This is a genomic window from Microbispora sp. NPDC046973 (assembly GCF_040644495.1).
Classification (GTDB): domain Bacteria; phylum Actinomycetota; class Actinomycetes; order Streptosporangiales; family Streptosporangiaceae; genus Microbispora.
In genome coordinates this window covers 118,663-140,613 of sequence record NZ_JBEYWQ010000019.1, presented here as the reverse complement: position 1 = coordinate 140,613, position 21,951 = coordinate 118,663, and the positions used below count along the sequence as shown (strand labels likewise).

Below are 21,951 nucleotides of genomic sequence, written 5' to 3'. Positions count from 1 at the left end.
CTCACGGCGGCAGGCCGAGGCGGGACAGCGGCAGCCCGAGCTGGAGATACAGCTCCAGCTGGTCGAAGAAGACCTGCTGGTCGACGATCAGGCCGCCCTCCGCGGCGAAGAACCAGCAGCACCGCACGCTGACGTACCGCCCGGTGCCCTGGAGCACCTCGCCCGTGGTGAGCGGGAACGGCCCGGTGTGCCTGCCGGTCCCCACCGCCGTGATCGCCGTGGCCTCGCGGTCCACGACCTTCCGCAACACCGTGACGTGCACGTCGGGGAACGCCTGCCAGATCGCGGTGTGGTAGGACGCCATCTCGGAACGGCCCTCCACCGGGCCGCCCGGCCCCACCGCGACGGGCTTGGAGCAGTAACACCCCATGATCGCGTCCAGATCGTGGGCGTTGTACGCACTGAAGTATCGGTCCACCACGTCGGCCACGGCGAGACCCCCGATTCCCGCGTCCGGAAGTCCAGGCTATCGAGAGGCGGTTGCCGTCCTCCTCGTCCGGGTCCGGGCACACGGGCGCCGCTCCCCCCGAGGGGAAAGCGGCGCGGGAGCATAGCGGCGGCGTCAGGCGCGCAGGCGGCCGTCCACGCGTTGCGGCACGCCGAGGGGGTTGTCGTCGCGCAGCTCCGGCGGCAGCAGATCCGCCGGCCAGTCCTGGTAGGCCACGGGGGTCGTCCAGCGCCTGATCGAGGCCGCGCCGACGGACGTGTGCGCCGGAGCCGTGGAGGCGGGCCAGGGGCCGCCGTGATGCATCGCCCAGCAGACGGCGACACCCGTGGGCCAGCCGTTCCAGATGAGCCGCCCGGCCAGCCGGCGCAGGACCGGCACGAGGTCGCGGGCCTCCTCAGGCCCGGCCGCATGGACGGTCGCGGTCAGCGACCCGGGCAGCCGGCCCAGCACGGCGGGCAGGCCGGCGGGGTCGCGGTAGCGGACGACGATCGCCGACGGGCCGAAGCACTCCTCCCCCAGCTCGGGCAGGCCGTCCGCGAACGCCTCCAGGTCGGCGGCGAAGACCTGCGGGGTGATGCCGTCCACCGCGCCACCACTGGCCAGCACGGTGAGGCGCTCGGCCAGCCGGCCGGACGCCCGCAGGTAGCCCTCGCGGATCTTGGCGGTCAGCATGGGCCCGCCCGCGGTGGCGGCGACCGCCTCGGCGACGGCCTGCTCGAACCCTCCCTCGGCCGGGACGAACACCAGGCCGGGGTTGGTGCAGAACTGCCCCACGCCCAGCGTGAGCGAGGCCGCGAAGCCCGAGGCCACCTCGGCGGGATCGGCCGAGGGCAGCACGACGACCGGGTTCACGCTGCCCAGTTCTCCGTAGAACGGGATGGGGTCGGGCCGCTCGTCGATCAGCTTCTGGATGGCCTTCCCGCCCGCGAGCGAGCCGGTGAAGCCGACCGCCGTGACGAGCGGGTGCTTCACCAGCGGGGCCCCCGCCTCGAACCCGTGCACGAGTCCGAGCAGGTCGGGGTCGGGCAGGGCCTGCCGTACGACGGAGGCGGTCAGGTCGGAGGTGCGGGGGTGCCCCTCGTGGGCCTTGACCACGACCGGGCAGCCGGCCGCGAGCGCCGACACCGTGTCGCCGCCCGCCACGGAGAACGCGAAGGGGAAGTTGCTGGCCGCGAAGACGGCCACGACGCCGAGCGGGTGGTTCATCCGGCGCACGTCGGGACACGGCGGAGTGGCGCCGGGGTCGGGGTGGTCGATCACCGCCTCGACCCAGCCGCCGTCCCGCAGGACGTCGGCGAACAGCCGGAACTGCGCTGCCGTACGGGCGATCTCGCCGCGCAGCCGCGCCTCCGGCAGCCGGGTCTCCTCCGCGGCGGCCGGCCACAGCTCCTCGGCGTGCTTGAGCAGGGCGTCGCAGACGCCCTCGAGGACGGTCGCGCGCTCGGCCGGGGGCCTCGCCCGCCACGCCTCGCCCGCCGCGGCGGCCCGCTCGACCGCCTGCTGGACCGAATCCTTCACCTGCCCGGTCACCTCATCCCCCCGCCGTAAGGTTGTCGACATCGTAGCGGGGGCCGCAGAACGCCCCGCCGACCAGTGAGTGCGGCAGCTCGCCGAGATCGGGCTCGCCGTGCTCGGCGATCAGCTTCTCGGCGTGGACCTCCGAGTCGTCCTCGGGCTCGTAGCCGATGGCCCGGCCCTCCTCCAGCGACCACCAGCGGCGCGTGTTGGCCGACACGCCCCACACCACGTGGAAGCCGTCGGCCGCCAGCGACGCCTCGACCAGGCGGGCGCAGTCGTCCGGGGACAGCCAGGTCGACAGCATGCGCACGTCCTTGGGCTGCTCGAAGCACGAGCCGATGCGCAGGCAGGTCACCTGCAGGCCGTAGCGGTCGTGGTAGAGCGAGCCGAGCGCCTCCTTGGTCACCTTGCTCACGCCGTAGAAGGTGTCGGGGCGCGGGAAAAGGTAGTCGGGAGCCTCGCCCGCACTGCGCGGGAAGAACCCGACCGCGTGATTGCTGCTGGCCAGCACGACGTGGCGCACTCCGGCCCGCCTCGCGGCCTCCAGCACCACGTAGGTGCCGTGGATGTTGACCTGCAGGATGTCCGCCCACGGCTGTTCGAGGCTGTGGCCGCCCAGGTGCAGCACCGCGTCCACGCCGTCCATCGCCGCGTCCATGGCCTCGGGGTCGGTGATGTCGGCGGTCACCGCCTCCTCGTCCGGCCCCGCCTCCAGCGGGACGACGTCGAGCAGGCGCAGCACGCGCCCCTCCCTGGCCAGCCGGGGTCGCAGCAGGGTGCCGACGCCGCCCGCCGCGCCGGTCATGAGAATTCGCATGTGCCTCCTGTCGGATCGGCCCCGCAATACGGCGCGGCCCCGCTGACGGGGATCCGGTGCCCACGCCCGAGCGCGGGGCTCCGCGATCGTCCGCGCGACGTGCGGACCATGTCAATGCCGAACGGTCAATGCCGAACGGCGCCAGTCTCGCAGCAACCCCTAATTGTTCACAACTACGGGCATGATTCACATATATGACCCGGGATCGCTTCTTGACGCAACTGTTGTCAATTTCTACGGTCTTGCTAGCGAATGGACGCAATTGCGGAGCCGCTTCAAGAATGTGAACAGTCCGAGCACGTGAGCTGGAGGCGGGCGCATGCCGCGTCATCTACCCGATCGGCGTCCTTCATTCGACCGGCTGCACCCAACCGCGGTCGCCCGGCACTCGCCGCGCCGCCGACGGCCTCCTCACGCTCCCGGCCTTCCTCCGGCCGTTCACGGGCGGGCTGACCAGCGGCGCGGTCACGGGTGACCAGGTTGACTTTCGTCGGATCACCCGGCTAGCTTCATGGACATATTGAAGAACTTTGTCCATGTATGTGGACATCGAGGGAGTGGGCGGATGCAGCTCGACGGCGTTCTCTTCTTTCCGGTCACACCGTTCGGTCCCGACGGTGAGCTGGCCGAGGACGTGCTGGCCACGCACGTGACCCGAGGGGTGAGCGAAGGAGCGGGCGGGGTGTTCGCCGCCTGCGGCACGGGCGAGTTCAACGCGCTCGGCATCGACGAGTACGCGCGGGTGGTGCGGATCGCCGTCGAGTCGGCGGACGGGCGGGTCCCCGTCCTGTCCGGCGCCGGCGGCTCGCTCCCGTTCGCCCGCGAGTGCGCCCGCAGGGCCGCCGACGCGGGCGCCGACGGCCTGCTGCTGCTGCCGCCCTACCTGGTCAGCGCTCCCGCCGAGGGGCTGGTGCGCTACGTCCGCGAGGTCGCGGCGTCCACCGATCTGCCGATCATCGTCTACCAGCGGGCCAACGCCCGCTTCACGCCCGCCGCCGCCGCGGAGCTGACCGGGATCCCCAACGTCGTCGGGTTCAAGGACGGCCTCGGCGACGTCGACGCCATGCAGCGCATCGTGCTCGCCGTCAGGGAGGCGACCGGCCGCGACTTCACCTTCTTCAACGGGCTGCCGACGGCCGAGATGACCGTGCCCGCCTATCGGGGGATCGGCGTGAGCCTGTACTCCTCCGCCGTGTTCTGCTTCCTCCCCGAGGTGGCCCTGGCCTTCCACAAGGCCGTGACCGCGGGGGACGACGACCTCGTCCGGCGCCTGCTCGCCGGTTTCTACCGCCCCCTGGTCGAGCTGCGCGACCTCGTGCCCGGCTACGCCGTCTCGCTCGTCAAGGCGGGCGTCGCCCTGCGCGGCCTCGACGTGGGCCGGGTGCGGCCGCCGCTGGTCGACGCGGCCCCCGAGCACGTCGCCCGGCTGGAGAAGCTGATCGCGGCCGGACTGGACATCGTGGGATGAGGAGCGGGATGAGGATTCGCGAGATCAACGTCACACCGGTCGCCTTCCGCGACCCGCCGCTGCTCAACGCCGCCGGCGTCCACGAGCCCTGGGCGCTGCGCACGGTCGTCGAGGTCGTCACCGACGAGGGGCTGACCGGCCTCGGGGAGACCTACGGCGACCTCGACCACCTCGTGCGGGTGCGCGACGCCGCCGAGGCGCTGATCGGCCACGACGTCTACGGCCACAACGCGATGTACGCCACCGTGGCCGGCCTCGTCGGGGCCGACGTCGTCACCGACCTGCACGGCCTGACCGGCACCTCCTCGCGGGCCAAGACCGTCGACCGGATCTTCTCCCCCTTCGAGGTCGCCTGCCTGGACATCCGCGGCAAGGCGGCGGGCCGGCCCGTCGTGGACCTGCTCGGCGGCCGGGTGCGCGACGCCGTGCCGTACAGCGCCTACCTGTTCTACAAGTGGGCGGGTCATCCGGGTGCGCCGGAGGACGGCTTCGGCGCCGCGCTCGACCCCGAGGGGGTGGTCGAGCAGGCCCGCCTGCTGATCGGCCGGTACGGCTTCCGCTCGATCAAACTCAAGGGCGGCGTGTACCCGCCCGAGCAGGAGGTCGAGGCGATCCGCGCGCTGCGCGAGGCCTTCCCCGGGCATCCGCTGCGCCTCGACCCCAACGCGGTGTGGAGCGTGGAGACCTCGATCCGGGTGGGCCGCGAGCTCGACGGCGTGCTGGAATACCTGGAGGACCCGACCGAGGGCATCGAGGGCATGGCGCGGGTCGCCGCCGAGGTGCCGATGCCGCTCGCCACGAACATGTGCGTCGTCACCCCCGAGCACCTGCCCGAGGCCGTCCGGCGCAACGCGATCGGCGTGCTGCTGACCGATCACCACTACTGGGGCGGCCTGGTGCGCTCGGCGCACATCGCCACGTTGTGCGAGACCTTCGGCATCGAGCTGTCCATGCACTCCAACTCCCACCTCGGCATCAGCCTCGCCGCGATGACCCACCTGGCCGCCGCCACCCCGTCGGTCACCCACGCCTGCGACACCCACACCCCCTGGCAGGACGGCCAGGACGTGGTGGCCCCCGGCGCGCTGCGCTTCGTGGACGGCGCGGTCCCGGTGCCGGACGGCCCGGGACTCGGGGTGGAACTCGACCGCGACGCCCTCGCAATCATGAACGAGCAGTATGAGAAGTGCGGGGTCCGCTCCCGCGACGACACGACGTACATGAGGTCCGTCGACCCGTCCTTCTCCGCACGGAGGCCACGCTGGTGAACGTCATCTACGCCTACCCCTGGGACATCGTCGGCGACCCCGGCGCCGCCGCGCGGCTCAAGGCGCTCGGCGTCGACGCGGTGGCGCTCGCCGCGTCCTACCACACCACCCGCGCCGCCACCCCCGCCCATCCGGCCCACCGGCTGGTCGAGGCGCGGCACGCGGCCTGCTACGTCCCCGTACGCGAGGAGGCGTGGAAGGGCAACCGGCTGGTGCCGGGCACGCCGTCGTGGATGGACTCGGCCGACCCGTTCGGGGAGGCCAGGGACGCCCTGCGCGCCGCCGGCCTGCAGGTCCAGGCGTGGACCGTCCTGACCCACAACACGCTGCTCGGCTCGGCCAACCCCGACCTGGTCGTCACCAACGCCTTCGGCGAGCTTTACCCGTACGCGCTGTGCCCGGCGGCGGCCGAGGTGCGCGACTACTGCCGCACGCTGGTCCACGAGGTCGTCGAGGCCGGCGACCCCGACGCGCTGATCCTGGAGGCGTGCGGCGCGCTCGGTTTCCGCCACGGCGGCCACCACGAGAAGACCGACGGCGCGGACTGGTCGCCCGCGCAGATCGCGCTGCTGTCGCTGTGCTTCTGCGCGGCCTGCCTGCGCCGCTACGAGGCGGCCGGGCTGGACGTCGCCGAGGTCCGCGCGCGGGTGCGGGCCGGCGTGGACGGCGCGCCGGGCTCGGTCGAGGACGCGCTCGGCGACCTGGCCGGCGCGATGCGCGGCCTGCGCACGGGCCTCGCGGGCGAGCTGCGCGACCTGCTGCTGGCCGAGGCCAGGGCGGTGCGGCCGGACCTGAAGATCGCCCTGCACGCCAACGCCGACCCGTGGGCGACCGGCCCGTTCGCGACCGTCCCCGAGGGGGTGGACGTCGACCTGCTCGTCGGCAACTGCTGGAACGCCCCCGAGGTGGACGAGGCCGGGCTGCGCGCGCTCGGCCGGCTCGGCCCCCGCGTGGGCGCGTACGTGCTGGCCCTGCCCCCGCGCCCGGCGGACGGCGCGGCGCTGTCGTTCCTGGCCGATGCCTACACGGCGGCCGGCGCCGCCGAGATCCACTGGTATCACGGCGGCCTCGCCTCCGCGGCCCGGCTGAAGGCGATCACGGAGGCTATCAGCCGCTGAGCCGCACCGCTCCGCACAGGGCCGGGCGATGCGGGACAATCATGACCATGCGGTTCGGCATCCTCGGCCCCACGGAGGCCCGGCCCGACGGCGGCCGCCCGGTCCCGGTCGGCGGGCCGGGGCTGCGGGCGCTGCTCGGCCTGCTGCTCCTCAACGCGGGGCGGGTCGTCACGACCGACCGCCTGATCGACGGCCTGTACGGCGCGCAGCCGCCGTCCGGGGCGACCAACGCGCTGCAGGCCCAGGTGTCGCGGCTGCGCCAGCACCTCGGCGACCTGGTCGTACGGGAACCGGCGGGCTACCGGCTGGCGGTGGACCCCGACGACGTGGACGCGCCGCGCTTCGAACGGCTGGCGGCCGAGGGCCGGCGGGCGCTCGACGCGGGCGACCCCGCCCGGGCCGCCCGTCTGCTCGACCAGGCCCTCGCGCTGTGGCGCGGCCCGGCGCTCGCGGACGTGCCCGACGCGCCGTTCGCGCCCGCGCAGGCGGCCCGGCTGGAGGAGCTGCGCCTGTCGGCGGCCGAGGACCTCGCCGAGGCGGGCCTCGCCCTCGGGCGGCACCGCGACCTGCTGCCCGAGTTGCAGGAACGGGTCGCCGCGCACCCGCTGCGGGAGCGCTCGCGCGGGCAGCTCATGCGCGCGCTGTACGCGGCGGGCCGCCCGGCGGAGGCGCTGGCCCTCTACGACGACGCCCGGCGGGTCCTCGCCGACGAGCTGGGCGCCGACCCGTCGGCCGAGCTGTCCGCGATCCACCTCGCGGTGCTGCGCTCCGATCCGGCCCTCGCTCCCGCCTCCGCCGCGCCCGGCGCGCGGGCGGCCCCGCTCACCTCGCTCGTGGGCCGGGCCGACGAGCTGGAGCGCATCGGCGCGCTGCTCGCCGAGGCGCGGCTGGTGACGCTCACCGGCCCGGGCGGCACCGGCAAGACCCGGCTGGCGGTCGAGGCGGCCACCCGGTGGCCCGGCGAGGTCTGCCTCGTGGAACTGGCCCCGCTCACCGACGGCGCCGACGTGCCGCAGGCCGTGCTCGGCGCGCTCGGGCTGCGCGAGACCGCCGTGGCCATCCCCACTCCGGGGGCCCGGCAGGTCACGGCCGACCCCGTCGCCCGTCTGGTGGCCGCCCTGACCCTGCGGCCGGTGCTGCTGGTGCTCGACAACTGCGAGCACGTCGTGGAGGAGGCGGCCCGGCTCGCCGACCGGTTGCTCGCGGCGTGCCCCGCCCTGCGCGTGCTGGCCACCGGCAGGGAGGCGCTCGGCATCACCGGCGAGCGCCTGTGCCCGGTTCCCCCGCTGCCGGTTCCGCCGCCCGGCGGCGAGCTCGCCGTCGAGGACGCGCTCGCCTATCCGGCCGTGCGGCTGTTCGTCGAGCGGGCGGCCGCCGTACGGCCCGGCTTCGTCCTCGCGCCCGGCGACGTCGAGCACGTGCTGCGGATCTGCCGGGCGCTCGACGGGCTGCCGCTCGCCGTCGAGCTGGCCGCCGCGCGGCTGCGCTCGCTGCCCCTGGCCCGGATCGCCGCCCGTCTCGGAACCGATGACGGTGCAGGTGACATGGCACCGGAGGGCGACGCTCCTCGCTTCGCGCTGCTGTCGCGCGGCAGCCGTACGGCGCAGCCGCGCCACCGGACGCTGCGCGCGGTCGTCGAGTGGAGCTGGGACCTGCTCGACGAACCGGAACGCGTGCTCGCGCGGCGCCTGACGGTCTTCGCGGGCGGCGCGACACTGGAGGCGGCCGAGCGGGTGTGCGACCTGCCCGACACCGACGGCGTGCTCGCCTCCCTGGTGGACAAGTCATTCGTCGAGGTGGTGGACGACCGCTACCGGATGCTGGAGACGATCCGCGCGTTCTGCGCCGAACGGCTGGCCGGGGCCGGCGAGAGCGAGCCCATGCGGAAGGCCCACCTCGCGTACGTCCTGGACCTGGCCACCACGGCCGACCCGCACCTGCGCGGGCCGGACCAGATCGAGTGGCTGCGCCGGCTGGACGGCGAGTACGAGAATCTCACCGCCGCGCTGCGCCGGGCCGCCCGCGCAGGTGACGCGGAGGGCGGGCTGCGGCTGCTGTCGGCCACGGCCGGCTACTGGATCCTGCGCGGCCTGCGTGGGGAGGCGGCCCGGCCGGCCGCCGAGTTGCTCGGCAGGATCGGCTCCGCGCCGCCCGAGGGGCTGGAAGAGGAGTACATCGTGTGCGCCTGCCTCGTGGGCTGGGGCGGAATGAGCGGCCCCGGCCTGGACACCCGCGTGGCCGAGGCCGCCCGGCGGACCTACACCCTGCCCATGCCGCCCCGGCAGCCGTTCCTCCTCGTCCTGCACGCCTTGATCAACGGCCCGCCCCCGCGGGAGGAGTTCCATGACATGGGGGGCCTGTTCGACGCGCTCACCCACGACCCGTGGACGCGAACGCTCAGCCGCTTCAGCCTCTCGTACCTGAAGATGTTCGACGGCCGGCTCGCGGAGGCGGAACAGGAGCTCACCGAAGCGCTCCGCGAGGCCCGTTCCATCGGCGACCTGTGGGTCCTGGTGATCATCCTGTCCGCGGTGGCGGACGTCGCCGACCGGCGGGGAGACCACGAACAGGTCGAGGCGCTGGTGAACGAGGCTCTTGAGCTGGCCGAGCGGCTCGGCGCGACGTCGGACGTCGCGGAGACCCTCTGCCGGCGCGCCTGGGCACGGATGCGCTCCGGACGCGTGGACGCCGCGAAAGACGACTACGACCGCGCCGCCGCGCTGTCCCGCCGCGCGGGCGCCCCGGAGGTGCTCGCCGCGGCGCTCCTCGGGCTCGGCGAGCTCGCCAGGCTGGACGGCGACCTGGCCGGAGCCCGGCGCCGGTACGAGGCGGCCCTGGCGGAGTGCACGACCGCGTGGTTCAACGTCGAGGAGACGCGCTCACGTGTCTACCTCGCGCTCGGCTGGGCCGCGCAGAACTCCGAGTCGGCCGCCGAGGCGCTGGCGTGGCACCGCCGCGCCCTCACCACCGTGCCCGGCACCCGCCGCAGCTTCGGGATGACCGCCGCGGTCGCGGAGGGAGTCGCCGGCGTCGCGCTGCTGGAGGGGGATCCCGGGCGGTCCGCGTGGCTGCTGGGCGTGGGCGCCGCCCTGCGCGGGGCTCCGGCCGCGGGCGACCCGGACGTCGCCCGGGTCGAGGCGGGCTCCCGGGCCGCCCTCGGCGGCGACGCGTTCGACCGGGCGTACGGCCAGGGCAGGGCGTACGCGCGCGAGCGGATGGCGATCACCGCGGACACGGATGCGGCGGCGCTGACCATCGTCGAAGGGCACCTGTCAGCGCTCGGTGGGTGAGCCGTCAGCGCCCGCGCGCACGCTGACGGCCATGAACGACACCTCCCGCAAATGGGGCACACTGGTCATCGCCTGCCTGGCCATGCTCCTGCTGTCCCTCGATCTCACCGTGCTGCACCTCGCCCTGCCGAAGCTCGGCGAGGACCTCGCCCCCTCGGCCACCCAGTTGCTGTGGATCGCCGACATCTACGGCTTCGCGCTGGCCGCGCTGCTCGTCACCATGGGCAACCTCGGCGACCGGATCGGGCGCAGGCGGCTGCTGCTCACCGGCTTGGCCGCCTTCGGCGCGACCTCGGTGCTGACGGCGTACGCGCCGGACGCGCCGCTGCTGATCGCCGCCCGGGCCCTGCTCGGCGTCGCCGGCGCGACGATCATGCCCTCGACGCTGTCGCTGATCCGCAACGTGTTCCCCGACCCGAAGGAGCGGACCACCGCGGTCGGCATCTGGAGCAGCGTGGGTGCGATCGGGTTCGCCCTCGGGCCGATCGTCGGCGGCCTGATGCTCGACCACTTCTGGTGGGGCTCGGTCTTCCTGATCAACGTTCCCGTCGTCGTGGCCGTCCTGATCGCCGGGCTCGTCGTGCTGCCCGAGTCGCGCAACCCTCGTCCCGGACGGCTCGACCTCCTCAGCGTCCCGCTGTCCGCCGTGGGCGTGCTCGGCCTGATCTACGCGATGAAGGAGGCCACCACCGGCGGCGTCGCGCAGGCCCCCGTGATCGTCGCGGCGGTGGTCGCGGTCGCCGCGCTGGTCGTGTTCGTCCGCAGGCAGACCCGGCTGGCCGAGCCGCTGATCGACGTGGCGCTGTTCCGGCGGCGGGCGTTCGCGGCCACGGTCGGCGCCGAACTGGTCGCGGTCTTCGCGATGCTCGCCATGTCGGTGGTCTTCGCCCAGTACTTCCAGCTCGTCATGGGCTGGTCGCCGCTGACCGCAGGGCTCGCCGGCATGCCGGGCGGCCTCGCCGGGGGCCTCGGCGGCGCGCTGTCCGGGGTGCTCGTGCACCGGTGGGGCCGCGGGCCGGTCGTCAGCCTCGGGCTGGTGCTGACCGCGATCGGGTTCATCCTGTTCAGCCGGATCGACACCGAGACGCCCTACCTCTACATGCTCGTCGCCATGATCATTCAGGGCGTCGGGATGGGCTTCACGTTCGCGGTGACCGGTGACACGCTGCTCGCCTCGGTGCCCAAGGAGCGGGCCGGCGCGGCGAGCGCGATCTCGGAGACCGCCCACGAGATGGGCGGCGCGCTCGGCATCGCCGTGCTCGGCACCGTGCTGACCAGCGCCTACCGCAGCGGCCTTGTGCTTCCGCCCGGGCTGCCCGGCGGCGCGGCGGCCGAGGCCCGCGACACGCTCGCGGGCGCGCTGAAGGTCGCCGCCGGGCTCCCGGGCGACACCGCGGGGGCCGTCGCCCGGGCCGCTCGGCAGGCGTTCGTCGAGGGCATCCACGTGACCGTGCTGACCGGCGCGGCCATCCTGCTCGTGCTCGCGGTCGCCGTGCCGTTCGCGCTGCGCGGCGTGCCCAAGGTGATCCCGGAGACCGTCGACGAGCCCGAGCCGGTCCCGGCAACGTGATCCCGGTCAGGTGACCTGGGACAGCCAGCGGTCGTGGGCGCCGCCGAAGGGGCCGGTGCGCGCGCCCACGGCCTCCATCAGCCAGGCGGCCGACCGCTCCGCCTGCCGAATGATCTCCTCCGGGTAGGCGTACCGCACCTGGTGCTCGGCGAACTCGTCCTCGTCGTCCAGGATCAGCCGTCCGTCGCGCATCCGGAGCACGTCGAGATCGAGGTCGACCATCGTGATCCGGGCGTCGCCGCGGACGGGGACCGTCGTGATGTCGCAGTAGATCTCGGCCTTGTGCGGCGGCGCGTTGAACGCCGCCGTCCACCACGCGTCGCGGGGGAACAGGATGACGGACGCGAACTCGAAGACCGTGGGGCGCTCGTGCCCCCGCTGGGCGACCATCCCGGAGGGACAGCCGACCCAGACTCCGTGCTCGTCCTCGCCCAGCACGCGCGCGTGGTGGTGCCAATGGAGCGATCCGCCGTACTTGCGGTAGATGATCCTCACCTCGGACACGGGCGGGACGCTACGCCACGCCCGTCTCCGAGTTCAACGGGATTACCGGTCAGACCTCGACGACCACCGGAATGATCATCGGGCGGCGGCGGTAGGTGTCGCTCACCCAGCGGCCCACCGTACGCCGGATGGTCCTGCGGATCTGCATCTCGTCGGCCACACCGGACGCGGCGACCTCCTGCAGCGCGGCCTCTATCTGCGGGACGACCGCGTCGAACGCGTCGGGGTCGATGCCCGAGCCGCGCGCGGTGATCTCCGGTCCGCCGGTGAGCTTCCCGGTGGTGGAGTCCACGACGACGACGATGGAGATGAACCCCTCGTCGCCCAGGATGCGCCGGTCCTTGAGCGCCACGTCGGTGATGTCGCCCACCGAGGTGCCGTCCACGAAGACGTATCCGCACGGGACCGCGCCGGTGATCCTCGCCTGGCCGTCGACGAGGTCCACGACCACGCCGTCCTCGGCGATCACGATGTTCTCCCGGGGGACGCCGGTCAGCTCGGCCAGCCTGGCGTGCGCCCGCAGGTGCCGCCACTCCCCGTGCACCGGCATGAAGTTGGACGGCTTGGTGAGGTTGAGCACGTACAGCAGCTCGCCCGCGGCGGCGTGGCCGGAGACGTGCACCCGCGCGTTGCCCTTGTGGACCACCCGCGCGCCCCAGCGGTTGAGGCCGTTGATGACCTTGCTGACCGCCGTCTCGTTGCCCGGCACGAGCGACGAGGCGAGCAGGACGGTGTCGCCCTCGGCGATCCTGATCGGGTGGTCGCGGTTGGCCATGCGCGACAGCGCGGCCATCGGCTCGCCCTGGGATCCGGTGCAGATCAGCACCACGTCCTCCGGCGGCCACTCCTCGATCTCCCTGGAGTCCACGAGCAGGCCCCCGGGCACCTTCAGGTAGCCGAGTTCGCGCGCCACGCCCATGTTGCGGACCATGGACCTGCCGATGAGCGCGACCTTGCGGCCGTGCTTCTCGGCCGCGTCCATGATCTGCTGGACGCGGTGGATGTGCGAGGCGAAGCTCGCCACGATGATCCGCTTGGACGCGCTGCGGAAGACGTCGTCGATGACCGGCGCGATCTCCCGCTCGCTGGTGACGAAGCCCGGCACCTCCGAGTTGGTGGAGTCGGACATCAGCAGGTCGACGCCCTCGGCCCCGAGCCGGGCGAACGCCCCGAGGTCGGTCAGCCGTCCGTCCAGCGGAAGCTGGTCCATCTTGAAGTCGCCGGTGTGCAGGACGAGGCCCGCCGGGGTGCGGATCGCCACGGCCAGCGCGTCGGGGATCGAGTGGTTCACCGAGACGAACTCGCACTCGAACGGCCCGAACGAGCGCCGCTCGCCCTCGATCACCTCGACCGTGACCGGCTGCATCCGGTGCTCGGTCAGCTTGCTCTCGATGAGCCCGAGCGTCAGCCGCGAGCCCACGACCGGGATGTCGCGCCGCTCGCGCAGCAGGTACGGCACCGCGCCGATGTGGTCCTCGTGGGCGTGCGTGAGCACGAGCGCCTCGATGTCGTCGAGCCGCCCCCGTATGTAGTCGAAGTCGGGCAGGATGAGATCGACGCCCGGCTGGTCCGGCTCGGGGAACAGCACACCGCAGTCCACCACGAGCAGGCGGCCCTCGTACTCGAACACCGCCATGTTGCGGCCGATCTCGCCGAGTCCGCCCAGCGCGACGATGCGCAGGCCGTTTTCCGGCAGCGGCGGAGGCGGCCCGAGTTCGGGATGCGGATGACTCATTCTGCGACCTCCGCCCCGTGCTCGTCCTGGGGCCGCTCGCCGCCCTGGTGTGCTCCCCTATCGTCGTTTCTTCTGGTCAAGTCGCTCATTCGGCTCCATCTGCTGATCTAATCCACAAGCTTGAGGCCCCCCGTGATGAGGTCCTCCCGAAGCGCTGTCACCTGCTCCTCCGTGGCGTCCACGAGCGGCGGCCGGACCCACCCGGCGTCCTGGCCCACCAGCTTCAACGCCGCCTTGACCATGATCGCCCCCTGGGTGCGCGTCATGATCGCCGAGACCACCGGAAGGAGCCGGCGGTGGACGGCCAGTGCGTTCTCGACGTCGCCCGACCGGTAGGAGTCGGCCATCGAGGCCAGCTCGGCGCCCACCACATGGCCCACCACGCTGACGTATCCCGCCGCGCCGACCGAAAGCCACGGCAGGTTCAGCAGGTCGTCGCCGGAGTAGAAGACGAGGTCGGTGGAGGCCATCACCTGCGAGCCCGCGAACAGGTCGCCCTTGGCGTCCTTGACGGCGGCGATGCGCGGGTGCTCGGCCAGCCGGAACAGGGTCTCGATCGTGATGGGCACCCCCGCGCGGCCGGGGATGTCGTACAGCATCACCGGAAGGCCGGTCGCGTCCGCGACGGCCGTGAAGTGCCGGAGCAGGCCCTCCTGCGGCGGTTTGTTGTAGTAGGGGGTCACCACCAGGAGACCGTGCGCACCCGCGCGCTCGGCGGCCTTTGCCAGCTCGACGCTGTGCCGTGTGTCGTTGGTGCCGGCACCGGCCACGACGGTGGCCCGGTCGCCCACGGCCTCGACGACCGCGCGGAGGATGCGGTCCTTCTCCTCGTCTGAGGTGGTGGGGGACTCCCCCGTGGTGCCGCTGACGACCAGGCCGTCGTTGCGCTGCTCGTCCACGAGATAGGCGGCGAGCCGCTGGACGCCCTCGTAATCGACGGCGCCGTCAGAGGTGAACGGCGTGACCATCGCGGTCAGCATGCGGCCGAAGGGGGCGTCGGAGGTTCCAGTAGGCGATGCCATAGACCGAACGGTACCCGGATCCGCAGGAGTGATGGACCTCGCCACCCCGTTATGTCCAGTACGGCCCCGCGGGCGCCGCCGGTAACGGAAGAGGCCGCCGATATGTGCTCGGGGGTACACACATCAGCGACCTCTAACCGGGAATCGCCGCGCCTTACGCGGACGTTACACGCCGCTGGCGAAATTTTTCCGGAAGGCTGGCAACTGCGGCTTCTGCGCCTCCTGCACCCCCGTCGCCCCCTGGCACCCCCTCGCCCGTCCTGACCGCCGCCGGGCGGCCTCGATCAGTGGACCTCGCCGGAGAGGAGCCTCACCCACAGCTCCTCCATCCGCGCCGCGACGAGCCGCTCGGTCTCGCGGATCTCCACCTTCTTGCCCCGTGTCGTCCGCCGGATGAACAACAGCCCGCCCGCCGCGCACAGCTCGTAGATCGTCGCCTTGCACTCGCATGTGTGGCGGCGCACCCGCACGCGATCGCTGCGGTTGGTGGGCTTCATCCAGTCGATCTTCTTGTGGCCGTCTCGGGGAGGGCTGGCATGGATGCCGTGATAGGGCGGCGGGAGGGGAATATCGGCACCTGGCCGCTTAGCGGCACAATCACCCATTAGCAGCCCTTTCACCAGGCAAAGTTGGAGTCACAGGCCATCTCCGTCACTCTCGGTCGCCCGGCGAATACGCCAAGATTTGGAGGACCCGTCACCCCCTCAGGGATGGATTGATGGCAAACTCTGATCCGGTCTACCTGCGCGTAGTCGAGGACATTCGCCGCCAGATCGTCGATGGCACGCTCCCCCCGGGCGCACCGATCCCCTCGCGGCACCAGATCACCCGGAAGTACAGCGTCGGAGAGACGGCCGCCCGCCACGCGCTGCGCGTGCTCGCCCAGGAGGGCCTCATCATCGGCCGCGTGGGCTCCGGGCACCGGGTGCGGGAGAAACCGATCCTGCTCCCGCTCCACCGCAGCCGCCTCCCCGAACCGCATGCCGCCTTCGCCAGCGACATGCAGGCGGGCGGGCGGCAACCCAGCTGGAGCTGGCGCAGCGAGCTCGCCGACGCCCCTCCCGACATCGCCCACCGGTTGCGCGTCGGAGAGTGCAGCCCGGTGATCAGGACCCGCTACGTCTTCCGGGGGGACGGCCGCCCGGTGCAGTTGCTCACGTCGTACGAACCGGTCGAGCCCGGGCAGAGCCAGGCGCCCGAGGAGGGCACGTACGAACGCAGGAGCGCGGCCTTCCGGCTCGCGGCGAGTGGCCTGCCGCTCACCGAGATCAGCGAGACCGTGCTCATCCGTGTCCCCCAGCCGACCGAGAGCGACCTGCTGGAGCTGCCCGCCGGCGTCCAGGTGCTCCAGATCGAGCGCACGTACTGGGCCGGGGAGCGACCGGTGGAGACCAGCGACGCCGTGGTGCCCGGCGACCGATTCCGCCTGGTCTACGGCATTCCCAGCCCCCTCTGACTGTCGGTGCCCACTGGTACAACCGATCCGGATCCCCCATCCGGAGGTGCCGATGCGCGTCAAGGACATGCCCCTGGCCGACCAGCCGCGTGAGCGGCTGCTGGCGTCGGGAGCCGCGGCGCTCGCCGACAGGGAGTTGCTCGCCCTGCTGCTCGGCTCGGGCAGCAGGGGCGTGAGCGCCGTCGAACTCGCCTCCCAGCTCATCGCCCACTGCGGCGACCTCGGGGAGCTGGCCCGCTCCGAGGCCCATCGGCTACTCGCCGTCCCCGGTGTGGGCCCCGCCAAGGCCGCCCGCGTGGCGGCCGCGTTCCACCTCGTACGGCGGGCCCAGGCGGAGCCGGAGCGAAGCCGGATCACCTGCTCGGCCGACATCGCTTCGGCTGCCGCTCCCCTGCTGCACGGACAGCCGCGCGAGCGGCTCGTCGTGGTCGTGTGCGACGGCCGCGGCGCGGTGCTGCGCCGCACCGTGGTCACCGAGGGCGGCAGCGACCACACCCCCGCGCCCGTCCGCGACATCGTCACGACCGTCCTCCTCTCCGGCGGGGCCGCCTTCGGCCTCGCCCACAACCACCCGAGCGGATCGCTCGACCCCAGCCCCGCCGACGTCGAGGTCACGGCCCGCCTCCACGAGGCCGCCGACACCGTCGGCCTCCGCTTCCTCGACCACGTGATCGTCACCGACACCGCCTGGCGCCGGATCGCGCCTGACGGCCGGCTTGACGACCTGTAGACCATATTAGTTATAGCGGTCTACTGCACCTATACATTGCGGTAGAAGTTGTCTGCTTTGTAGATAGACGTCCGGTTTCGTCTATCATTCCCTCATGATTGATCGCGACGGTCCGGTGCCGATCTACAAACAGATCGCCGAGATCATCCGTGAGCAGATCGATCACGGCGAGTTGGAGCCGGGTGACGCCGTTCCGAGCGAGACGGAACTGGAAGCCGAATACGGCATCGCCCGTCTCACGGCACGACGCGTCACCCGAGAGCTTCGCGAGCAGGGGCTCGTCTATACCGTTCAAGGCGAAGGAACGTTCGTCGGACAGCCGGGCACTCCACGGTCAGCCGAACGGACGCCGGTCTACCAGCGCATAGCGGCTGAGATCCGCGATCAGATCCGCAGTGGTGTGTTCCTGCCCAATCGGCGCATCCCGCCGGAGAAGGCACTGATGAAGCAGTACGGCGTCGCCAAGGCCACCGCTCGCAACGCCGTGGATTTCCTTCGTAAGCAGGGATGGGTGTTCACCGTCCCGCATCGCGGAACCTATGTGTCCCCGCCAGAGAACTGGCCGCAAAGCTGACTTATCCACAGCTTGCTCGCCGAGGCGATCGCGGCGCCGCCGTGATGTCTACCGTGAGCTCGTGCTGGACCACGACGGCGACACCCACCTCTACCTTCAAATTGCCGCGATTCTGCGGAAGCGACTCCAACAGCTACGGCCGGGAGCGTCCGTGCCCAGCGAGACCGCCATACAGCGCGAGTTCGGCGTGGCCCGCACCACCGCTCGGCGGGCGGTCAAGGCGCTGTGCAGGGAAGGCTTGGTCTACACCGTGCAGGGCCAGGGCACCTTTGTCGGGCGGCCCGGTGAGGCCTCCCGGGAAGCGCGGAGAACGCCGTTGTATCGGGAGATCGCCGACGACGTCATCGGCCGCATCCGCCGCGGAGATCTCACCGCGCAGGCCGGTCCCCAGCGAGACCCTGATGACGCAGTCGTACGGAGTGGCCAGGATGACCATACGTCAGGCCATGGCCACCCTGCGGGCCGAAGGCTGGGTCTACACCGTCCCCCATCGCGGAACCTATGTGTCCCCGCCGGAGAACTGGCCGCAGAGCTGAATCCTGGCGGGCACCCAGAGCGGGCGGCACCGTGAGTGCTGCGGGTACGAGGCGCAGCGCCCGATCCTCGGAGATGGTCAGCGGCCCGTACGGATGGCGGTGAGGAACCCGCCGCTCGACGGTCCGGGGATGGGACGGTCGCAGGAGGCGGCGAGTTCGGCGCGATCGTGGATCTGCGGCCGCCAACCGTGCCGGCTGAGCCACCCGGGGGCGTCTTCGCCCGGCCCTCCCCGCCACAGTGAGGCGTACTCGTCCATCGCCGGCATGCCGCGAGCCCGGGCAAGGAGCGCGGGATCGGCGATGCCGCCGTGCTCGAAGGCGAGTCGGCTGCCCGGCGTGGAGAGTTCGCCGACCTCGGTCAGCAGCCGCGAGGCCTCGTCGGCCGTCAGGTAGAGCAGCAGTCCTTCGGCGAGCCATGCGGTCGGCACGGCACGGTCGAACCCGGCCGCGACCAGCTCGCCCGTCCAGCTTGCGCGCAGGTCGGCCGGAACAGCCTTGCGCTCGCACGCGGGCACGGCATCCACCCCGTCCAGCACCGCCTCCTTGAACGCGAACACCTCGGGGAGGTCGAGCTCGAAAACTCTCACTCCGTCCGGCCACGGCAGCCGGAACGCACGGGTGTCGAGCCCCGCGGCGAGCAGGACCACCTGGGGGCAACCGGCGGCCGTCGCGGCGAGCAGGAAGTCATCGAAGAACCGCGTGCGCAGCACGCCGTGGAAGGCGAACACCGCCCCCAGGGAGGTCAGCGGCCCCAGTGCGGCGAGGTCTTCTGCGGTGGCGGGCTGCTCGGGGAACGCCCCCGGGGCAGCGTCCAGGAATCTCTGGGCGTACGGGTCGTCGAACAGGCGGTCGCCTCTGAGGCTCTCATGGGCCCTCACCATGGCCATCCCCAGGGCCGTCTTCGCCACGCCCTTCAGCGCACCCTGTGGCTTCATTGCCGCCTCCTCACATGCTGAATCTATCGGCAACGATACATCGTCAGCGATGTTTCGGTGGCGATGTAGTCTGCGACGTATGGACGGCGGACGACTGCACCGGCTGGGAAAGCGCCTCATCGAACTGTCCTCGCAGGTCACCGGCGAGGTCGGTGACCTGTCGCTCACCCCCGGAGAGGCCGCCGTCCTGGAAGATGTGATCAAGCACCCGGCCGGTTCGGTCAGCGAAATCCACCAACGGACGGGATTCGTGCAAAGCCACGTGTCCGCGTCGGTGTCACGCCTCAAAGCGCGCGGGCTGGTGGAAACCACGACCGACCCGAACGACGGCCGGCGCACCCGGGTCACCATCGCCGACGAAGCACTACAGGCGATCACCCGCCGCGCAGCCCGCGACATCGACCAGGTGATCGGCCACGCCGTCACCGACCCCGTCCAGGCCCGCCGAGCGGCCGAGTTGCTGGAGGAACTGGCCGACCTCCTGCTGTGACGAGCGGGCTGGACCATGACGGACAAGGCCGGGCCGCAGGTAAGGACACGGAGAAGTCGCGGCTTCACGTGGGTGATCGCCTCGGCGTCCCTATCTGCCGGGCATGCCAATGCCCGAGGAGCGCATGGATGCCATAGAACGTGACGTCGCCGAGATCAGGGCGCCTGACGAGGCCGCGCTTCTCCGGCTGCCGCCGTCGACTCCGTCCACCGCCAGGTGACGGGGTCCGTACGCCGATTTTCGTATGCGCACGGCCATCCGCAGGCGGATGCCGGAGCAGCCTGTGCCTGCGAGGCTCCGGGACATGCACAGGCGAACGGCATGGGTGATCTTCATCGTCGCGGTCGTCGCGACCTCGGTGCTCGTCTATCCGTACCTGGGCCTCGATGTCGACGACAGCCGCCTCGATGTGGGCGACAGCCTTCACTACTACGTTCTGGTCGGTCACATCGGGACCGCCGCGGTCGCGCTCGTGCTCGGCTCCCTGCAGTTCATGCCCGCGGTGCGGGCGCGCAGGCGGGTCCACCGGACGCTCGGCCGGGTCTATCTCCTCGCCGGGGTGCTGCCGTCCGCGGTGGCCACGATCCCGGTCGCGCTGTGGTCGGGCCGCCTCATGACGCAGATCGGCCTCACGACCGCGGCCGTCCTGTGGCTGATCACCGGTGGTCTCGCGTACCGGGCCGCCCGCCGGCGCGACTTCACCGCCCACCGGAACTGGATGATGCGCAACTATGCCCTGACCTTCCTCGCGGTCACCGCGCGCATCCTCGTTCCCCTGTTCCTGCTGGTCCAGCTCCCCTTCCGCGGGGCCGATCCGGGATCGATGGGAGAACTCGCGACCTCGATGATCCCGATCGGTCAGACGCTGGGCTGGGTCGTCAACCTGGTCGTGGTCGAAATCGTCATCAGGCGGCGCCGTCACCAGCCCGAAGCCCGCCTGGCGGCCGGGCAGTGACGTCGGGAGCGGCCAGCACACCGGCGAGCCAGTTGTACCAAACCTCTCCCGGTGAGGAATCCACAGTACGAGGGGAACCCGTCACCCGCTCACGGTGCGAAGGCGGCGGTGATGATCTGGTTGACCAGGGCCATGTCGTTGCCTCCGCCTGTGACGGGGTTGAAGCAGTACGCCAGGCGGCGGCGAAGATCGGAGGTCGTGAACATGCCGTCGGTGTAGCCGTAGGTGCTGCCGGTCTTGCCCCATACGGTCACGCCCGGGCGGCCGTCGCTGCCGGGAATCGTGACGCGCATCAGGCCCGCACTGTAGTAAGCCTTGCCATGACCCGGGTCCTGGTCGGATCCGCCCAGGTACGGTACGCCGGGGACCGTGAACAGTTCCTTCATCTGGGCCGGCGCCAGGAGCCGCCCCCTGAACAAGGCGGTCAGGAAGCGGTCGAGGTCGGCGGTGGTCGAGATCATGCCGCCCGCGCCGGGGTTCTGCTCAGTCACGTCGACCAGCTTGCTCTTTCCGTCCGATTGGGGGACGGCGAGGTAGCCATGAGCGTGGGGGCCGGGGATGGTGGGGTCGGTCTCGGGAGCGGTGGTGTGCCGCAGGTGCAGCGGGCGCAGGATGCGGCGGGTGATCTCCTGCTCATAGCTGTGTCCAGTGAGCTTCTCGACGAGCATTCCTGCGACGTAGTAGCCGGTGGCTCCGTAGATCTGCATGCTGCCTGGCTCAGTGAAAGGCCGGTCATGACGGACGGCCTTGGCGACCAGCTCGGACAGCGGATGGTCGTCGAAGCGGTGCTGGACGATGGCGTCGGGTGTGGACGGCATGTCGTCGGCTGTCAGCTCGGGCAGGCTGCTGGTGAAGTTCAGCAAGGTGCGAACCGGGATCGGCGGGTAGTCGGCGGGCATTACGCCCGGAAGGTAGTGCTGGACGGGCTTGTCGAGGTCGACGCGGTGTTCGGCGGCCAGTTGCAACATCACGGTGGCGATGAAGGTCTTGGTGACGCTGCCGAGACGGAAGCGGCCGTCGAGCGGAACCGGCTGCTGCGTGGTGATGTCGGCGACTCCGTAGGTCCCCGTCCATTTCCCGGCGGGTCCGCTGACCCGTGCGAGTACGCCCGTCACTCGGTTGGGTGCGCTGGAGATCGCCTCCTGGAGCGCCTGGGGGTTCAGCTTGGGCAGTGAGGAGTCGGCACGCCTGATTGCGGCAGCCGGGTGCGTGGCAGGCGTGGCCGACGCGGGCGCGGCCCCACCGATGACCATGGCGGCAGCGACTGCGGACGACAGCACCGCCCACGTTCGCCTGCGTCGCCGCGACCCCGGAGCAATCGGACGATAGGTGGAAGAAGGCTCAAATGTCATGCGGAACAAGATCGCAGCTCCCCGGCCTGCCCGCCCTCAGGGATCACCCGGGCTCAGCCCCGAGCTGCCCCTGACCCGACCTCATGGCTGGTCGCGTCGGCGCCGCCCAAAGATCGCCGCGTACACGGATCCCCGGGTGTCCGCCACGATCTCCGGATGCCTCCG

Annotated in this window: 20 protein-coding genes and 1 pseudogene; 12 read left to right on the top strand and 9 right to left on the bottom strand. The window is 71.8% G+C overall.

The features are described from left to right. Position 1: 1 nt before the first annotated feature. From ABZ860_RS29690 to ABZ860_RS29680, 3 genes are all read right to left on the bottom strand, one after another. Positions 2-430 carry a nuclear transport factor 2 family protein gene (locus ABZ860_RS29690; protein WP_357226184.1) on the bottom strand — a complete coding sequence of 143 codons (429 nt, stop codon included), beginning with the start codon at positions 428-430 and terminating at the stop codon, positions 2-4. A 132-nt stretch (positions 431-562) separates the two neighbouring features. After that, positions 563-1,966 carry an aldehyde dehydrogenase (NADP(+)) gene (locus tag ABZ860_RS29685; protein WP_357226183.1) on the bottom strand — a complete coding sequence of 468 codons (1,404 nt, stop codon included), beginning with the start codon at positions 1,964-1,966 and terminating at the stop codon, positions 563-565. Between the two features lie 13 nt (positions 1,967-1,979). After that, positions 1,980-2,783 (bottom strand): NAD(P)-dependent oxidoreductase, encoded by an 804-nt coding sequence (locus ABZ860_RS29680; protein ID WP_357226180.1) that lies wholly within the window; start codon positions 2,781-2,783, stop codon positions 1,980-1,982. A 565-nt stretch (positions 2,784-3,348) separates the two neighbouring features. Here ABZ860_RS29680 and ABZ860_RS29675 point away from each other — a divergent pair. Genes ABZ860_RS29675 through ABZ860_RS29655 form a run of 5 tightly spaced genes read left to right on the top strand, consistent with a single transcriptional unit; the run spans position 3,349 to position 11,497 of the window. Beyond that, positions 3,349-4,251 (top strand): 5-dehydro-4-deoxyglucarate dehydratase, encoded by a 903-nt coding sequence (locus tag ABZ860_RS29675; RefSeq protein ID WP_357226177.1) that lies wholly within the window; start codon positions 3,349-3,351, stop codon positions 4,249-4,251. 8 nt (positions 4,252-4,259) lie between these two features. Beyond that, positions 4,260-5,519: a glucarate dehydratase family protein gene (locus ABZ860_RS29670; protein ID WP_357226175.1), complete on the top strand. Its 1,260-nt coding sequence runs from the start codon at positions 4,260-4,262 to the stop codon at positions 5,517-5,519. Continuing rightward, a complete protein-coding gene (locus ABZ860_RS29665) occupies positions 5,516-6,637 on the top strand; it encodes a hypothetical protein (protein ID WP_357226172.1) in 1,122 nt (373 codons plus the stop codon). The genes ABZ860_RS29670 and ABZ860_RS29665 overlap by 4 nt, the downstream gene beginning before the upstream one ends. Positions 6,638-6,684: 47 nt before the next feature. Then, on the top strand, positions 6,685-9,927 hold the full coding sequence (locus tag ABZ860_RS29660) for a BTAD domain-containing putative transcriptional regulator (protein ID WP_357226170.1): 3,243 nt from the start codon (positions 6,685-6,687) through the stop codon (positions 9,925-9,927). Positions 9,928-9,958: 31 nt separating this feature from the next. Then, complete coding sequence (locus ABZ860_RS29655; RefSeq protein WP_357226169.1) at positions 9,959-11,497, top strand: DHA2 family efflux MFS transporter permease subunit; 1,539 nt, start codon at positions 9,959-9,961, stop codon at positions 11,495-11,497. Between the two features lie 6 nt (positions 11,498-11,503). On the opposite strand, the gene ABZ860_RS29650 is transcribed toward ABZ860_RS29655, so the two are convergent. From ABZ860_RS29650 to ABZ860_RS29635, 4 genes are all read right to left on the bottom strand, one after another. Then, complete coding sequence (locus ABZ860_RS29650; protein WP_357226166.1) at positions 11,504-12,001, bottom strand: DUF402 domain-containing protein; 498 nt, start codon at positions 11,999-12,001, stop codon at positions 11,504-11,506. 49 nt (positions 12,002-12,050) lie between these two features. Continuing rightward, entirely contained in the window at positions 12,051-13,736 is a 1,686-nt protein-coding gene (locus tag ABZ860_RS29645; RefSeq protein ID WP_357226163.1) for a ribonuclease J, read from the bottom strand. A 107-nt stretch (positions 13,737-13,843) separates the two neighbouring features. Next, positions 13,844-14,758 (bottom strand): 4-hydroxy-tetrahydrodipicolinate synthase, encoded by a 915-nt coding sequence (gene dapA, locus ABZ860_RS29640; protein ID WP_357226161.1) that lies wholly within the window; start codon positions 14,756-14,758, stop codon positions 13,844-13,846. Positions 14,759-15,042: 284 nt separating this feature from the next. Next, the gene (locus tag ABZ860_RS29635) at positions 15,043-15,255 is read right to left on the bottom strand and encodes a hypothetical protein (RefSeq protein WP_357226159.1); all 213 of its coding nucleotides are present in this window, start codon (positions 15,253-15,255) and stop codon (positions 15,043-15,045) included. Between the two features lie 221 nt (positions 15,256-15,476). Here ABZ860_RS29635 and ABZ860_RS29630 point away from each other — a divergent pair, with 221 nt between their 5' ends. The 5 genes and pseudogenes from ABZ860_RS29630 (at position 15,477) to ABZ860_RS29610 (ending at position 18,054) form a co-directional block, all read left to right on the top strand. After that, entirely contained in the window at positions 15,477-16,214 is a 738-nt protein-coding gene (locus ABZ860_RS29630; RefSeq protein WP_079315738.1) for a GntR family transcriptional regulator, read from the top strand. Between the two features lie 52 nt (positions 16,215-16,266). After that, complete coding sequence (radC, locus tag ABZ860_RS29625) at positions 16,267-16,944, top strand: DNA repair protein RadC (protein WP_357226157.1); 678 nt, start codon at positions 16,267-16,269, stop codon at positions 16,942-16,944. A gap of 94 nt (positions 16,945-17,038) precedes the next feature. Continuing rightward, positions 17,039-17,518, top strand: a complete 480-nt coding sequence (locus tag ABZ860_RS29620) for a GntR family transcriptional regulator (RefSeq protein ID WP_357226156.1) — start codon at positions 17,039-17,041, stop codon at positions 17,516-17,518. After that, positions 17,484-17,732, top strand: a pseudogene (locus tag ABZ860_RS29615) (GntR family transcriptional regulator); the annotation flags it as partial. The gene ABZ860_RS29620 and the pseudogene ABZ860_RS29615, both read left to right, overlap by 35 nt. A 187-nt stretch (positions 17,733-17,919) precedes the next feature. Then, positions 17,920-18,054 (top strand): GntR family transcriptional regulator, encoded by a 135-nt coding sequence (locus ABZ860_RS29610; protein WP_357226153.1) that lies wholly within the window; start codon positions 17,920-17,922, stop codon positions 18,052-18,054. 77 nt (positions 18,055-18,131) lie between these two features. Here the strand turns inward: ABZ860_RS29610 and ABZ860_RS29605 are convergent, their stop codons facing one another. Then, on the bottom strand, positions 18,132-18,989 hold the full coding sequence (locus tag ABZ860_RS29605) for an SAM-dependent methyltransferase (RefSeq protein ID WP_357226151.1): 858 nt from the start codon (positions 18,987-18,989) through the stop codon (positions 18,132-18,134). Between the two features lie 79 nt (positions 18,990-19,068). Here ABZ860_RS29605 and ABZ860_RS29600 point away from each other — a divergent pair, with 79 nt between their 5' ends. Next, a complete protein-coding gene (locus ABZ860_RS29600; protein WP_357226149.1) occupies positions 19,069-19,479 on the top strand; it encodes a MarR family transcriptional regulator in 411 nt (136 codons plus the stop codon). A 304-nt stretch (positions 19,480-19,783) separates the two neighbouring features. After that, on the top strand, positions 19,784-20,434 hold the full coding sequence (locus ABZ860_RS29595) for a DUF2306 domain-containing protein (protein WP_357226146.1): 651 nt from the start codon (positions 19,784-19,786) through the stop codon (positions 20,432-20,434). 89 nt (positions 20,435-20,523) lie between these two features. Here ABZ860_RS29595 and ABZ860_RS29590 read toward each other — a convergent pair whose 3' ends face one another. After that, on the bottom strand, positions 20,524-21,786 hold the full coding sequence (locus ABZ860_RS29590; RefSeq protein ID WP_357226232.1) for a serine hydrolase domain-containing protein: 1,263 nt from the start codon (positions 21,784-21,786) through the stop codon (positions 20,524-20,526). Positions 21,787-21,951: the final 165 nt, after the last annotated feature.

Excerpts from the sequence above, each read along its gene's own strand:
- radC (WP_357226157.1), top strand. The coding sequence starts at position 16,267 with ATGCGCGTCAAGGACATGCCCCTGGCCGACCAGCCGCGTGAGCGGCTG.
- ABZ860_RS29680 (WP_357226180.1), bottom strand. The coding sequence starts at position 2,783 with ATGCGAATTCTCATGACCGGCGCGGCGGGCGGCGTCGGCACCCTGCTG.
- ABZ860_RS29635 (WP_357226159.1), bottom strand. The coding sequence starts at position 15,255 with ATGAAGCCCACCAACCGCAGCGATCGCGTGCGGGTGCGCCGCCACACA.
- ABZ860_RS29655 (WP_357226169.1), top strand. The coding sequence starts at position 9,959 with ATGAACGACACCTCCCGCAAATGGGGCACACTGGTCATCGCCTGCCTG.
- ABZ860_RS29595 (WP_357226146.1), top strand. The coding sequence starts at position 19,784 with ATGCACAGGCGAACGGCATGGGTGATCTTCATCGTCGCGGTCGTCGCG.
- ABZ860_RS29620 (WP_357226156.1), top strand. The coding sequence starts at position 17,039 with ATGATTGATCGCGACGGTCCGGTGCCGATCTACAAACAGATCGCCGAG.
- ABZ860_RS29610 (WP_357226153.1), top strand. The coding sequence starts at position 17,920 with ATGACGCAGTCGTACGGAGTGGCCAGGATGACCATACGTCAGGCCATG.
- ABZ860_RS29675 (WP_357226177.1), top strand. The coding sequence starts at position 3,349 with ATGCAGCTCGACGGCGTTCTCTTCTTTCCGGTCACACCGTTCGGTCCC.
- ABZ860_RS29600 (WP_357226149.1), top strand. The coding sequence starts at position 19,069 with ATGGACGGCGGACGACTGCACCGGCTGGGAAAGCGCCTCATCGAACTG.
- ABZ860_RS29590 (WP_357226232.1), bottom strand. The coding sequence starts at position 21,786 with ATGACATTTGAGCCTTCTTCCACCTATCGTCCGATTGCTCCGGGGTCG.
- ABZ860_RS29630 (WP_079315738.1), top strand. The coding sequence starts at position 15,477 with ATGGCAAACTCTGATCCGGTCTACCTGCGCGTAGTCGAGGACATTCGC.
- ABZ860_RS29645 (WP_357226163.1), bottom strand. The coding sequence starts at position 13,736 with ATGAGTCATCCGCATCCCGAACTCGGGCCGCCTCCGCCGCTGCCGGAA.
- ABZ860_RS29660 (WP_357226170.1), top strand. The coding sequence starts at position 6,685 with ATGCGGTTCGGCATCCTCGGCCCCACGGAGGCCCGGCCCGACGGCGGC.
- dapA (WP_357226161.1), bottom strand. The coding sequence starts at position 14,758 with ATGGCATCGCCTACTGGAACCTCCGACGCCCCCTTCGGCCGCATGCTG.
- ABZ860_RS29670 (WP_357226175.1), top strand. The coding sequence starts at position 4,260 with ATGAGGATTCGCGAGATCAACGTCACACCGGTCGCCTTCCGCGACCCG.
- ABZ860_RS29605 (WP_357226151.1), bottom strand. The coding sequence starts at position 18,989 with ATGAAGCCACAGGGTGCGCTGAAGGGCGTGGCGAAGACGGCCCTGGGG.